13 protein-coding genes are annotated in these 12,713 nt (G+C 70.2%); 4 read left to right on the top strand and 9 right to left on the bottom strand.

Annotated features, from left to right (window positions below; all coding sequences use genetic code 11):
- Nucleotides 1–14 precede the first annotated feature (14 nt).
- Nucleotides 15–764 carry an enoyl-CoA hydratase-related protein gene (locus tag DDV73_RS08320; protein ID WP_109506781.1) on the top strand — a complete coding sequence of 250 codons (750 nt, stop codon included), beginning with the start codon at nucleotides 15–17 and terminating at the stop codon, nucleotides 762–764.
- A gap of 198 nt (nucleotides 765–962) precedes the next feature.
- Here DDV73_RS08320 and DDV73_RS08315 read toward each other — a convergent pair whose 3' ends face one another.
- From DDV73_RS08315 to DDV73_RS08295, 5 genes are all read right to left on the bottom strand, one after another.
- Nucleotides 963–1,709, bottom strand: coding sequence for an anti-sigma factor (locus tag DDV73_RS08315; protein WP_109506780.1), 747 nt, complete (start codon nucleotides 1,707–1,709; stop codon nucleotides 963–965).
- On the bottom strand, nucleotides 1,706–2,302 hold the full coding sequence (gene sigK / locus DDV73_RS08310; RefSeq protein WP_109506779.1) for an ECF RNA polymerase sigma factor SigK: 597 nt from the start codon (nucleotides 2,300–2,302) through the stop codon (nucleotides 1,706–1,708). The genes DDV73_RS08315 and sigK overlap by 4 nt, the downstream gene beginning before the upstream one ends.
- 41 nt (nucleotides 2,303–2,343) lie before the next feature.
- On the bottom strand, nucleotides 2,344–3,000 hold the full coding sequence (locus DDV73_RS08305; RefSeq protein WP_109506778.1) for a fasciclin domain-containing protein: 657 nt from the start codon (nucleotides 2,998–3,000) through the stop codon (nucleotides 2,344–2,346).
- A 100-nt stretch (nucleotides 3,001–3,100) separates the two neighbouring features.
- Nucleotides 3,101–4,624: a molybdopterin-dependent oxidoreductase gene (locus tag DDV73_RS08300; RefSeq protein WP_109506777.1), complete on the bottom strand. Its 1,524-nt coding sequence runs from the start codon at nucleotides 4,622–4,624 to the stop codon at nucleotides 3,101–3,103.
- Nucleotides 4,625–4,747: 123 nt separating this feature from the next.
- A complete protein-coding gene (locus tag DDV73_RS08295) occupies nucleotides 4,748–5,185 on the bottom strand; it encodes a DoxX family protein (protein ID WP_109506776.1) in 438 nt (145 codons plus the stop codon).
- 249 nt (nucleotides 5,186–5,434) lie between these two features.
- Between DDV73_RS08295 and DDV73_RS08290 the strand changes: the two genes are divergently transcribed.
- Both DDV73_RS08290 and DDV73_RS08285 read left to right on the top strand, forming a co-directional pair.
- Entirely contained in the window at nucleotides 5,435–5,902 is a 468-nt protein-coding gene (locus DDV73_RS08290; RefSeq protein WP_240617183.1) for a SigE family RNA polymerase sigma factor, read from the top strand.
- Nucleotides 5,899–7,218: a hypothetical protein gene (locus DDV73_RS08285; protein ID WP_109506774.1), complete on the top strand. Its 1,320-nt coding sequence runs from the start codon at nucleotides 5,899–5,901 to the stop codon at nucleotides 7,216–7,218. Before DDV73_RS08290 ends, DDV73_RS08285 begins: the two co-directional genes overlap by 4 nt.
- Nucleotides 7,219–7,228: 10 nt before the next feature.
- Here DDV73_RS08285 and DDV73_RS08280 read toward each other — a convergent pair whose 3' ends face one another.
- From DDV73_RS08280 to DDV73_RS08270, 3 genes are read right to left on the bottom strand one after another with little or no spacing between them, the layout of a single operon-like run.
- Nucleotides 7,229–7,813, bottom strand: a complete 585-nt coding sequence (locus DDV73_RS08280) for a hypothetical protein (RefSeq protein WP_109506773.1) — start codon at nucleotides 7,811–7,813, stop codon at nucleotides 7,229–7,231.
- Between the two features lie 3 nt (nucleotides 7,814–7,816).
- Nucleotides 7,817–8,419, bottom strand: coding sequence for a hypothetical protein (locus DDV73_RS08275; protein WP_109506772.1), 603 nt, complete (start codon nucleotides 8,417–8,419; stop codon nucleotides 7,817–7,819).
- A gap of 3 nt (nucleotides 8,420–8,422) precedes the next feature.
- Nucleotides 8,423–9,037, bottom strand: a complete 615-nt coding sequence (locus tag DDV73_RS08270) for a hypothetical protein (protein ID WP_154402669.1) — start codon at nucleotides 9,035–9,037, stop codon at nucleotides 8,423–8,425.
- Nucleotides 9,038–9,210: 173 nt separating this feature from the next.
- On the opposite strand from DDV73_RS08270, the gene DDV73_RS08265 reads away from it, so the two are divergent.
- Nucleotides 9,211–11,403: a HelD family protein gene (locus DDV73_RS08265; RefSeq protein WP_109506770.1), complete on the top strand. Its 2,193-nt coding sequence runs from the start codon at nucleotides 9,211–9,213 to the stop codon at nucleotides 11,401–11,403.
- Nucleotides 11,404–11,419: 16 nt separating this feature from the next.
- Here the strand turns inward: DDV73_RS08265 and DDV73_RS08260 are convergent, their stop codons facing one another.
- Nucleotides 11,420–12,649 carry an ATP-binding protein gene (locus DDV73_RS08260; RefSeq protein ID WP_240617182.1) on the bottom strand — a complete coding sequence of 410 codons (1,230 nt, stop codon included), beginning with the start codon at nucleotides 12,647–12,649 and terminating at the stop codon, nucleotides 11,420–11,422.
- Between the last annotated feature and the right edge of the window lie 64 nt (nucleotides 12,650–12,713).

The following is a 12,713-nucleotide window of genomic DNA, read 5'->3' as shown; positions in this document are numbered from 1 at the left end:
CCTGAGAGGGCAACATGACCGAGCTCGTCCACTACTCCGTCGCCGACGCCGTCGCCACGATCACCTTCGACTCGCCGCACAACCGCAACGCGCTGTCGCGGCAGCTGCTCACCGAGCTCTACGCACACCTCGACGCCGCCGAGAACGACCCGGCCGTGAAGGTCGTGCTGATCACGGCCGAGGGGAAGGTCTTCTGCTCCGGTGCCGACCTGTCCGAGGCGTCGTCGCAGGGGATGGGGGAGGGCGCGAAGGTCCTGGTCGACCTGCAGCGCCGGCTGGTTACTTCTGCCAAGCCGGTCGTGACCCGGGTAGCCGGCGCCTGCCGGGCCGGCGGCATCGGCATCGTTGCCGCCTCCGACATCGCGATTGCGGCCGAGGACGCCACCTTCGCGCTCACCGAGGTCAAGCTCGGCCTCACCCCGGCGGTGATCTCTCTGACAGTGTTCCCGCGGCTGACCTCGCGGGCGGCGGCGCTCACCGCGCTGGGCGGCGAGGTGTTCAGCGGGACCGAGGCGGCGGCGTACGGGCTGGTCACCAAGGCGGTACCGGCCGCCGACCTCGACGACGAGGTGGCCAGGATCTGCGCCGCACTGGGCACCGGCCACCCGCAGGGCCTGCGCGAGACCAAGGCGCTGCTCGCCCGCGACCTGGTCGCCCGGATCGACAGCCAGGCCGACGACATGGCGACGCTCTCCGCCCGCCTCTTCGGCTCCGACGAGGCCCGCGAGGCGATGCTCGCCTTCCTCTCCCGCAAGAAGAAGTGAGCCGTGCCAGCGGAGCTCCGGGTTGACGTCAGCCTTCGCAGGCTAAGACTGACGCCGACCCGGCCGGTGTTGACGCGTGAGCGCGCCGACCCGGCCGGTGTTGACATGTACGGCGCGTGACCCGGCCCGTGTTGACGTCAAGGACGTGAATACGGGCCGGGTCGGCGACGTACAACGTGAACAAGGGCCGGGTCGGGGCTAGGTCGCGGCGGTCAGGTCGAAGAGCGCGATCGGGTTGGTCGTCGGCTCCTTGGAACCGCCCTCGGGCTCGATCGTGATACCGGCTCCGACGGCGGTGGAGGCGTTGCCTTCCAGGAGCCGGGTCTGGTCGCTCCCGGGCGGCATCAGCCCGGCCGACACGTACGGGCCGTCCGGATCCTGCAGCCACAGCTGGTAGACCCGGCCGACCGGCGCCGGGGGCATGTCGTGGGTGACAATCACCGCCCGGTCCTCCTTGAGTGACCGAACCACGGTGGCCTTCGCCCCGCCGTCGAGTTCGACGGTCACTGACTTGGCATCCGGTGCCTGCAAGACCCGCTCGGTCGCGGACAGGTCCGGCTCGTTGTCCCATGGCTGGGTCACCCCCGCCCCGATGCCGACCGCGGCCAGTACCGCAGCGGCAGCCGCGAGAATCGTCAGCCGGCGGGTCGGCCTGGGCAGCCGGCGTACGTTCGGTGCTAGGTCGCGCTCGGCGGTTGGGGTGCGCGGGACGGCGGGCGGCAGCGGCCGAGTGCGGGCCGCATCGGCGAGCACCCTGTCGCGCAGTCCGGACGGCGGCGCGGTCGCTGACAGGCTGGTGAGCAGGCTCGCGGTGTCGCTGAGCGAGGCGATCTCGGCCTGGCAGTCGGAGCAGGTCGCGAGGTGAGCCTCGAACGCGACGCGTTCGGCGTCGTCGAGCGCATCGACGACATAGGCCCCGACCAACGCGTGCACGTTGCCGGTCACCGGTCCACCCCCATTGCGTCTCGTAGTCGGATCAGCCCGTCGCGGATCCTGGTCTTGGCCGTGCCGACTGGCAGGTCGAGCATGGCGGCCACCTCCGTATGCGTGTAGCCGCCGAAGTAGGCGAGCTCAAGTGCCTCTCTCTGGACGGCGGTCAGCGCGGCCAGCGCCCGCCGTACCCGTTTGGCCTCCAGCCCGATCTGGGCGGCCTCGGCGGTCGCGTCGTGGGCGACCGGCTCACTCTCACGATGGTACGTCGCGTCCCGTCGCGCCGCGGCCTCCGCCGACCGGACCCGGTCGACGGCCCGGCGGTGCCCGATCGTGAGCAGCCACGAGACCGCGCTGCCGTGGGCCGGGTCGAACCGGGAGGCCGTCCGCCACACGTCGAGGTAGGCCTCCTGGGTGACCTCCTCGGCCTGCGCCGGATCGCGTACGACGCGCAGCACCAGGCCGAAGACCCGGCTTGCTGTCGCGTCGTACAGCCGCCCGAAGGCGGCCTCGTCGCCCCGGGCCGAACGGCGCAGCAGCTCTCCCAGGTCGGCTGCGGCCGCGCCGCCCGGCGATGGTTCGCCGGCGGCGGGTCGGGATGCGTTCACAGCTCCGATCCTTCCGGATCCGGGGCGACGATGGCCGAGTTTCAGGGCATCAGCACCGTGTCGACGACGTATACCGTCGCATTGGCGGTCGGGATGTTGCCGCACAGGACGGCAGAGTTCTCGTCGGCGACGGTGAACTGTTCGCCGGAGCCCTTCACGGTGACCATGTCGGCGTTCAGCGTCTCGTGGGTCCCGGCCAGTGCCTCGGGAGCGAGCTGCTCGCCGATCACGTGGTGGGTCAGGATCTTGGTCAGCGTCTCCTTGTCGGCGAGGACGGCGTCCAGGTCCTTCTTCGGGATCTTCGCGAACGCGTCGTTGGTCGGCGCGAAGACGGTAAGCGCCTCGGCTGAGTTGAGGGTGTCGACCAGTCCGGCCTTCTTGACCGCGGTGACCAGCGTGGTGAGCAGCGGGTTCGCGCTCGCGGCGGTGGCCACCGGCTCGGTCGCCATCCCGTTGAACGAGCCGGCGCCGGAGGCCGGGATCAGCTTGCAGCCCGGCCCGAACGTCTGGGCGCCGGCGTCGTCTGCGGGCGGCTCCTCCTCGGTCGGAGGCGGGCTGTCCTCGGTAGCGGTCGGCGTGTCCTCGCTCGCGGTGTCGTCGCCGCCACCGTCGTCTTCGCTACACGCGGCGAGGCCGAGAGCGAGGACGAGCACGGCGGCTGCGCCGGCGCTGGTCCTGCGGAGGTGGTTCCTGTTCATCAGGGTGCCTTTCGAGAGGGTTTCCGGTCGATGAGTGACATCGACCAGTGACAGAAGGAGTTCGGTGCCGTGTGGCGGTCGGATTGGACGAGATGTCGGATCAGTTGACCCTGACCACGACCTCCTGGATTCCGCTCGACCCGGCCGGGAAGGGGGTAGCCCGGACCGCGGTCTGAACGTCGCCGTCCTTGGTGGTCGCGCGGCAGGCGAGCATGTGGGAGCCGCTGGTGGCCTCCCACGGCAGGTACCACTGCTGCCAGTAGTCGATGCCGGCGCTCGGCCCGAGCTTTGCGGCCTGCCAGGCGCCGCCGTCGATGCGTACCTCGACCTTGGCGATGCCGCGGTGCTGGGCCCAGGCGATACCACCGATCACGGTCTGCCCCGGGTCGAGAGTGGCAAGGGGCTTCGGGGTGTCGATCCGCGAGGAGACCTTGATCGGCGCGTCGATCGCCCAGTCCCGCTCGGTCCAGTACGCCTCTTCCGCCTCGTACGTCGTGAGCGTGAGCTTGGTGAGCCACTTGGTGGCGCCGACGTAGCCGTAGATCCCCGGCGTCACCAGCCGGGCCGGGAACCCGTGTTCGCGCGGCAGCGGTTCGCCGTTCATGCCGATCGCGACCATCGCGTCCCTGCCGTCGAGGGCCACGGCGAGCGGCGTACTGATCGTGAAGCCGTCGACGGCGGTGCTCAGGATCTGGTCGGCACCGTCGCCGACACCGACCCGATCGAGTAGGTCCTTCAGGGGTACGCCGAGCCAGCGCGCGCCGCCGACGTACTTGCCGCCGACCTCGTTGCTGACGCAGGTGAGGGTGATGTCGCGCTCGATCAGCGACATCGCGGCCAGCTCGTCGAAGTCCAGCTCCAGCTCGCGCTCGACGTCACCGTCGATGGTCAGCTTCCAGTCGTCGACGGCGACCGCGGGGACGGTCAGGTTGATGTCGACGCGGTAGAAGTCGTCGTTGGGGGTGCGCAGTGCGGTGATCTCGTCATACCGCTTCTCCAGGCCGGTCGGGAACTGCGGCGCCGGGCTGGTGGGCGGCGGCAGCGTGACCTGCCCGGGCCGGGTGCGGTACGCCGTGATCCGGCGTGCGGCCTCCGTCGACCCGATGGCGAACCAGGCCAGGCCCGCCACCCCCATCAGCAGCACACTGCGACGGTTCGGACCGAGCGTGGTCTCCTCGGCCGGGACGCGGGCGGCCTGGGTCAGCCCGCCGAGTGCGGCGAGGCCGACCAGGCCGGCGGCCAGTGACGGTACGACGTCGGCCGGTTCGGCCACCGGGCGCAGCGCCGCCGCCACCGCACAGGTTGCGACCAGGAGCAGCAGCAGCGCCGCGCCGAAGACGAAGCGGATCCGGGTGAGCACGCCGGCGAGTGCGGCGAGCCCGAGCGCTCCGAGCAGCACCGAGCCGACCAGGATCGGCTTGTCCTTGGTCCCGAACGTCGCGACCGCCCACTCCTTCATCGGCGTCGGCGTCAGGTCGATGACTGTGGAGCCGATGGCGAGGACCGGTGAGGCGGCCGGGTTCAGCAGGCTGGCGACGAGGTGGCCGGCGGCGATGCCGGCGACGGCGGCGAGTACGCCGAACCCGGCGTACCCGATCCAGCCTTTGCTGCGAGTGAAGGGCATGCAGGTGGTTCGGCGCGGGTCGGCTCGCGGATGGGGGGCCGGGTAACGCTGCATAAACGACGCTTCCCACCCCGCAGACGGGGTGGGAAGCGTCGTTGCGGCGGCGTTACCCGCCGCGACGGGTCAGCGGCTGCGGGGGGCGTAGATGGCCCGGACCCGCTCGTCGCCGCGCAGCCAGAGGGCCAGCCAGACGACGACGCCGGTGCCGATCGACATCGTGATGAACGCCGGCTCGTTGTAGCTCAGGTTGACCGCGGTCGCGCCGCCCAGGTATCCGGTCAGGAAGACCGCGCCGACGACGGCGGTGCGGGGGACGACGTACAGCACGAGGCACGCGACCAGGACCGCGCCGGTGACGAAGTCGAACCACGCGGGGTAGCCGTACTTCTCTTGGGCGTTCTGCACCACCTCGGCGTTGATCAGGTGCATGACGGCGTCGTTGGCGAGGAACGCCGTGACGAGCACGGTGACGACGCGGCCGGCGATCTGGCTCTTGGTGGCCTTGGTCTTGGTCGAGGTGGTGCTGGTCGAGGTGGTCGGCGCTGCGGTGATGGTGGTCATTGATCTGCCTTTGCGTGAGTGGTTTGTTGTCCTGCTTCTGACCACTCATCGATCGGGTTCCGGGCGATACGACATCCCCGCCAGAATTTCTTCAAAGAATTTTCCGGCGCCCGCCCGGGCAACCCTGACCCGCCCTCAGCCGGTACTAACCGGCATGACCATCATGTCCACGACGCATGTCGCTGATTCGGGAGGGCGCGTGACGACGAAAGTCGGGTTCGACGAGTCGCGGCGCGGTCCAGCGGCCTGTTGCGTACGGCGTACCTCCTCACCCACGACCACGCGCTCGCCGAGGACCTGCTGCAGACCACGCTGGCCAAGGCATGGTTCTCGTGGAAGCGGATCGACGGCAACCCGGAGCCCTACGTCCGCAAGATCCTGGTCAACACCTACGCCTCCTGGTGGCGGCGCAAGTGGAACGGCGAGCACGCCCACGACGTACTCCCTGATGCGGGTACGCCGGACCGCAGCGACCACGTCTCCGGCGCCCACGACCTGTGGCAGGCGATGGAACGGCTGCCCCGCAAGCAGCGCGCGGTGATCGTGCTGCGCTACTTCGAAGACCTCACCGAGGCCGAGACCGCCCGGCTGCTCGAATGCTCGGTCGGCACCGTCAAGAGCCAGGCCAGCAAGGCGCTCGCCAAGCTGCGCATCGACCCCGCGCTCGCCACCGAGACCACCATGAAGTCCGTCACCGAGAAGGGAGACCCGCGATGAACACCACCGACCTGCGCGACACCCTCGCCTCCCACGCCGCCTTCGACGACGACGCCCTCACCGCCCGCGTCGTCGGCGTCCGCGAGCGCGTCCGGGTGGTACGCCGCCGCCGCGCCGCCGTCGGTGGCACGGTCGCCGCCGTACTCGCCATCGGCGCCGTCGGCCTCGCCCTCCCGAACCTCACCAACGACGCCGCACCCGCGTCCCGCGACCTCGCCGGCCACACCGCGCCCGCGACGCTGGAGTCGCTCGGCTACACCTACTCCTTCGAGCGTGGTGTCGAAGGAGACGGCGAGGTTGTCATCACCGTTCCCAAGTCCGACGAGCCGAGTCTGATCACGTGGGCCACCCAGGGCGGCGACGATCGAGTGATCGTCCGTAGCGATGGCGGCGAAGATCCGTACCGCTCCTCGCGAGCCGACTTCACCGACTTCACGATGACCGGCCCGAGTGACAGCGCGATGGAGTACACGCTCACCGGCGACGGCCCTATCGGAGTCGCGGTCTACCAGCCTGCCGCCGACCAGGCGCCGGCCGGGGTGACCAAGGACGACTTCACCTACCGCGACCAGGTCGACGGCGGGACGCTGCTGGCCGCGGAGATCGGCGACGCGGGTGACAGCGAGCTTGACCTCACCTTCACGATGCCGACCGGGGGGCTGACGATCAGCACGCTATGCGAGACCTCCCGCCCGCGTATGGTCTCGGTCAGCTTCAACGGAAGCGGTGGGGTGGCAACCTCGTGTCAGGTGCATGAGGGCCGCGACGCGGGCAGCGCGTCGCGCTGGGGGCCTGACGAGGTTGCCGACAAGAGTGGCCGCACGATCAGGGCCGGCGAGAAGGTGCGGGTTCGGGTCTGGGTGAGCGACCGGCGCTCGCCCAGCAGGAAGCTCGCCGAAGACGACAGCGTCAGGCTGGGAGTCGGCATCTACTCGCTGCCTCAGGTGAGCGTGGCCGGCTTCTCGGTGGATGAGTTCGTCGAGTTCGACGGCCACCTGTGGCGGCTCGCAGAGCGGGAGGTGGGCGCGGTCGGCTCCGATCGGGTACGCCTCCGGGTTGCCGGCCGGGCGCCGAGAGTCGTGAGCTTCGTGGCCAGGAACACCGGCACCGGCATCATCCGGATGGCCCGCTTCGGCCCAGATGGCAAGCCGCTGGAGTCCGGAGGCGACGCCTGGGCGTCGACCATCGCCGACAGCATGAGCAGCGGTGGCTACGACCTGGTTACCGAGGACGCGGTTGTGGGGCTGACCACCGAGGGTCAGCTCGTCGGGTTGCGGACCCAGTTCGTGCTCCTGGGCTACGAGCGAGTCGACTGAGGAGGGCCCGTCAGCCGCGGCGGATCCAGCGGCTGAGGCCAGCGTGGTGGCTGTCGTCGATCAGGATCCGGCGGTCGGAGCGACGGAAGACCGACGAGTACGCGCCGACGCGGATCCGGCTCACCTTTCCGATGCAGGCGGCCGGGATGCTCCACAGCGAGACCTGCCGGTCGTACTGAAAGCGGTGCCGGACGCCGGAGCAGGGGTCGCCGATCTCGGTGCCCTCGTCGATGCCGAACTCGGTCCTGCCCTGCCACTTCCCCCGGGTCCGCACGTACGCCCACCCGAGGTAGGCCACGCCGTCGTCCGCCTTCACGCGGACCTGCGAGCCGCGGCCGACGGCACGGCGCATCGCGGTGTGCTTGATCCGGATCTCGAGTCGCTCGCGGCGGTAGTCGATGGCGATCCGCACGATGTCGGGATCGGTGAAGCGCCGGTCCACGACCGTGATCGCCCCACCACTCGGACTCACGGTGCCCCTCTGAACGTCGCGACGGGCGTCGTCGTGGACCAGTTTCTCGGCGTACGCCGCGGGCGCGATGCCGGCGGCCAGACAGAAGGTGGTCGCGGCAGCAGTGAGGGCGGTGGTGCGCACCGCTCAACCCTTCCAGACCCGGCGGCTTAGCGACTGGATCGGCACATCGAAGTCGAAGCCCTTCTGGAAGGCGTCGTCGAGGTAGACGGGTCCTCGCGGGGCGCCACGGCTGGCGCTGACGCCGACTCGCACCCACCGCGGGTTGCCGAGACAGCGACGCGGGATGCTCCACGTGCCGACGTTGGCGCCGTAGTCGAAGTGGTGCTTCAAGCCGCGGCACTCCGGGGTGTCCTCGAGGTCGACGTCCTCGAGCGCGGTGAAGCCCTGCCACCGCCCCTCCTCGATCACGAACGCCATCGCCATCAGCTCCCGGCCGCCGCTGGTCCGGACGCTGACGTTCTCGCCGCGCCACACGCGACGGTCCAGCCCGGCGTACTTCACGCGCACGAGCAGGAAGCGGTCGCGGTGGTCGATCGCCACCCGGCGGATGTCGGGGTCGAACTTCCGCGGTGCCCGCTCGATCTGCGGCTCCCCGCCTCCGGACAGCCGAAGCCGGACGACGTCTCGCGGAGCGTCCTCGCGCACCAGTGTCCCGGCGTGCGCTGCGGGCGCGATGCCGGCGGTGAGGCAGAACGCCGCCGCTGCGGCGATGAGTGTGCTGCGCATCGGTCAGTCCTTCCAGATCCGGCGGCTGAGGACGAGGTTCTCGTTGTACGAGGCAATGCCCTTGCGGAAGGCATCGTCGATGAAGAATGGGCCGTCCCAGGTGCCGCGGCCGGTGCCGACGCCGACCCGCACCCACCTCGGGCGGCCGATGCAGGAGCGAGGGATGGTCCACGTCGCGACGTTGGCCTCGTAGTCGAAACGGTGCCGCAGACCGGGACAGTCGACGCCCGCCGATCCGGTCCCGATGGCCGTCCTGCCCTGCCACTGACCACGTTTGTGGACGAAGGTTAAGGCCTCGAACCGCTTGCCGGCGCTGGTCCGGATCTCCAGGGCGTCGGTACGAACGACGCGGCGGTCGAGAGCGGCGTACTTGGTCCGGATGAGTAACGCCGTAGTCCGATGGTCGACGGCGACCCGCAGGATGTCGGGGTCGGCGGCTCTCGGCGCAGGCTGCAGGGTCTCACCGGCGTCGGACTCGATTGCTCGGACGACGTCGCGCCGGGCATCATCGCGGACCAGCTTCTCGGCGTACGCCGACGGCGCGACGCCGGCGGTCAGGCCGAGGGTGACGATGGCGGCGCAGCCGGCGCCGAGCGCGCGGCGTACCAACGGATTCATGAATGTCCCTCCCCAAGGTTCCCCCAATGATGGCCGGACCATAACCCGCGCTCGTGGCCACCGCAGCGAATTCTCGAAGACCGTGCCTGCGCACGTGCCGGACATCGGTGACAGGTAATCTTGTCTACTTGGTGCCTCCCGGACGGACGCTGGCACCAGAAGGGTGGGGGACGTTGTCCGAAGACGTCGCTGAGCGGGAGATCGCTCAGGAGCAGCAGTTCGTCGATCGCGTATACCTGCAGTTGCAGGAGTCCGCGAAGCAGGCGCAGGCGCTCGCCAAGGAAGGTCACAGCCGTGGTCGGCTCGGTCACGAAGGTGGCTTGGTCGAGCGGGACGCGATGGTCTTCCAGGCCGCGCGCCGGATCGCGCAGCTCGACGCCGCCCACGAAGGCCTGGTGTTCGGCCGCCTCGACCTGGTGCCCGAGAAGGACCCGCAGCCGCGGTACGTCGGTCGGATCGGCCTGCGCGACGCCAACCGCGACTCGCTGCTGATCGACTGGCGGGCGCCCGCGGCCGCGGTGTTCTACCAGGCCACCGCCGCCGAGCCTCAAGAAGTCGTACGCCGCCGGGTGCTGCGCTGCGCCGGCCCGCAGGTGGTCGGTGTGGAGGACGAGCTGCTCGACCCCGACAGCCCAGGGGCGCAGACGCTTCCCATCGTCGGCGAGGGTGCGCTGATGGCGCAGCTCTCGCGGGCGCGCGACCGGTCCATGCACTCGATCGTGGCGACGATCCAGGCCGAGCAGGACAAGGCGATCCGCGCGCCCAGCAAGGGCGTGGTCACGATCTCCGGCGGCCCCGGCACCGGCAAGACGGTCGTCGCGCTGCACCGCGCGGCGTACCTGCTCTACACCGACCGCCGCCGGTACGAGTCCGGCGGCGTGCTGATCGTGGGCCCGAGCGGGGTCTTCATGCGCTACATCGAGCGGGTGCTGCCGTCGCTCGGCGAGACCGCGGTGGCGCTGCGGTCGCTCGGCGAGGTCGTGGACGGCGTCCGCGCCACCCGCCACGACGACCCGCTGGTGGCCGAGGTGAAGGGCTCGGCGCGGATGGCCGAGGTCCTCCGGCGTACGGCGCGCCAGCAGGCCCCGGAGAGCCCGCGCGAGTTCCGGATCTTCTGGCGCGACAACACCATCGTGCTCGACCGAGCGGTGCTCGGCCGGATCCGCCGCCAGCTGATGTCACAGGGCCGCCGCAACCGCCAGCTGCCGCGGGTGGCGGGGGCGCTGCTCGACTCGATGTGGCGACAGGTGCGCAGCGAGCGCGGCCGGGACCGGGGGCGGGAGTCGTTCGACGACGAGATGCTGGGCGACCAGAGCTTCATCGACTTCGCGTCGGCCTGGTGGCCGCCGCTGGGCGCACCCGAGGTGCTGGGCTGGCTGCGCGACCCCGAGTTCCTCGCCCGGGTGGCCGACGGCGTTATCGACAACGAGGCGCAGCGGCTGCTCTCGAAGAGCTGGGCGTCGAGCGAAGGTCAGCTGTCGATCGAGGACGTCCCGCTGCTCGACGAGCTGCGCTACGCGCTGGGCGACGTACCCCAGCGCACCGACGCCGACCATGACCGCGACGACACGCTGACCGCGGCCGAGGGAGGCGTCGACCTCCAGGAGCTGACCACCGCCGCCGACCGCGAGTACGCGCCCGCCGGCCGCGCCTGGCAGCCGCCGACGCACCGGATCGAGGACGACCCCTTCTCCCACATCCTGATCGACGAGGCCCAGGACCTGACCCCGATGCAGTGGCGGATGGTCGGCCGCCGTGGCCGCACCGCGTCCTGGACGATCGTCGGCGACCCCGCGCAGTCGTCGTGGCCGGTGCCCTCCGAGTCGGCCGCGGCCCGGGCCACGGCCCTGGACGGCAAGGTGCTGCACGAGTTCCACCTGTCCACCAACTACCGCAACTCCTCCGAGATCTACGCGTACGCCGCGGCGTACGCCGAGCGGGTCGGCCTCGACGCCGACCTGCCCACCGCGGTCCGCTCGACCGGGATCGAGCCGCGCCAGGTCGAGGCTGGCGCCGATCTGGAGGCCGCGGTCCGGGCCGAGGTGGTCCGGGTGGCAGGCGAGGTCGGCGGCACCGTCGGCATCGTGGTCTCGATCGCCCGGCGGGCCGAGGCCAACGCCTGGCTCGCCTCCTGGCCGGAGCTCGCCGACGACGCCCCGTCGGCGCGTGCGTCCGTCGAGTCCGGAGCCACGCCGAGCGGCGAGGACCGCGTCGTCGTACTCACCGGCCTGGACACCAAGGGCCTCGAGTTCGACGGCATCGTGGTGGTCCGGCCGGACGAGATCGAGGCCGAGTCCGCCACCGGCCGGGCCACGCTGTACGTCGTCCTCACCCGCGCCACCCAGCTGCTGACGACCGTCGGTTGATGGAGATCGATATCCGCTACGCCGGGGCGGCGACCTCCCACAGGGCACTGATAGGCATCGCCCGGAACTGGGGTCCGAACGGGAGAGTCTGCTGGCCTGTGTAGAGGACGAGGCCGACCACCAGATCGTCGCCAAGCCGGTCAGCGAGGTGCCGAAGTCCCCGGAAGTCCTCGGCGCGGACGGTCGAGCCTGCCTTGACGTCGATCGCGACGACCCGGCCGCGGCGGTCCTCTATGACGATGTCGACCTCGACTTGGTCCTTCGTGCGGTAGTGGAACAGGTCGGCGCGATGTCGAGACCAAGTCAGCTGGCGCGCGAGCTCCATCGCTACGAAGCCCTCGAGGAGTGGCCCCAGCGGGCCGGCCGGTCGACGGAGCGCGTGGGCGCCAATCCCAAGCAGGTTGGCCGCGACTCCCGAGTCCACCATGGCCGCCTTCGAGGTGCCAACCGCGCGAGTGGTGAGGTTGCGGGACCAAGCGGGGATGCGTTTGATCAGAAACACCTCCTCAAGCAGGGTGAGGTACCGCTTCACGGTCGGCTGGGGTAGGCCGAGGGCGTTCCCGAGACTGCCGGCGACCAGGAGTTGTCCGGAGCGTGCGGCAACCATATGTGCCAGCCTGCGCATCTCCGGTCCTCGTTCGATCTCGGAGAGCTGGATGACGTCCCGGTTGATGATGTCGGCGACGTAGTTGTCGAAGAATCGCTCACGTCGGTGCGCGGTTCGACTGACAGCTTCGGGGAAGCCGCCGCGCACGATCCGTTCGACGTAGCCTGTGCGGCCCTCCTCGGATCTGTGACGAAGCGCGGGGCCGGCTTCGAAGATTGCATCTACGAAGCCGTCAGGCTGTCCGTCGATCTCGCCCTGGGACAACGGCCAGAGCTCGACGGTTTCCATCCGGCCGGGCAATGCGTCAGGCAATCCACGCAATCCGAGTAGCCGCGCTGAGCCGGTCAACAGGAACCGCCCGGGACGTGGGTCGGCATCGACGCTGGCCTTGATCGGCAGGATGAGATCGAGGTCTCGTTGGATCTCGTCGATGACCACGAGGCCTGGCAGCTCGTCGCCTGGCGACTCGATGAACTCCTCAGGGTCGAACCGAGCCGCCTGCAGCGTCGCCGGTTGGTCGAGTGTCCGTATGTCGCCACCCCGGGCCTCCGCGATCAGGGCGACGAGGGTGCTCTTGCCCGATTGGCGTGCGCCGTTGACAAGTACAACCCGGGTATCCGCCAGTGCCTCCTCGACCATTGCGTGGGCGTGTCGAGGCACGATGCGCCCCAGCGGTGAGCGAACTGACCCTGCCATATGCCCA

It is taken from the genome of Nocardioides speluncae (genome assembly GCF_003121585.1).
Lineage (GTDB): Bacteria > Actinomycetota > Actinomycetes > Propionibacteriales > Nocardioidaceae > Nocardioides > Nocardioides speluncae.
The sequence above is the reverse complement of the archived record's forward strand: the minus strand, read 5'-3'. Positions and strand labels throughout refer to the sequence as shown.

Excerpts from the sequence above, each read along its gene's own strand:
- DDV73_RS08305 (WP_109506778.1), bottom strand. The coding sequence starts at position 3,000 with ATGAACAGGAACCACCTCCGCAGGACCAGCGCCGGCGCAGCCGCCGTG.
- DDV73_RS08285 (WP_109506774.1), top strand. The coding sequence starts at position 5,899 with ATGAACACCACCGACCTGCGCGACACCCTCGCCTCCCACGCCGCCTTC.
- DDV73_RS08320 (WP_109506781.1), top strand. The coding sequence starts at position 15 with ATGACCGAGCTCGTCCACTACTCCGTCGCCGACGCCGTCGCCACGATC.
- DDV73_RS08295 (WP_109506776.1), bottom strand. The coding sequence starts at position 5,185 with ATGACCACCATCACCGCAGCGCCGACCACCTCGACCAGCACCACCTCG.
- DDV73_RS08300 (WP_109506777.1), bottom strand. The coding sequence starts at position 4,624 with ATGCCCTTCACTCGCAGCAAAGGCTGGATCGGGTACGCCGGGTTCGGC.
- DDV73_RS08270 (WP_154402669.1), bottom strand. The coding sequence starts at position 9,037 with ATGAATCCGTTGGTACGCCGCGCGCTCGGCGCCGGCTGCGCCGCCATC.
- DDV73_RS08275 (WP_109506772.1), bottom strand. The coding sequence starts at position 8,419 with ATGCGCAGCACACTCATCGCCGCAGCGGCGGCGTTCTGCCTCACCGCC.
- DDV73_RS08260 (WP_240617182.1), bottom strand. The coding sequence starts at position 12,649 with ATGGTCGAGGAGGCACTGGCGGATACCCGGGTTGTACTTGTCAACGGC.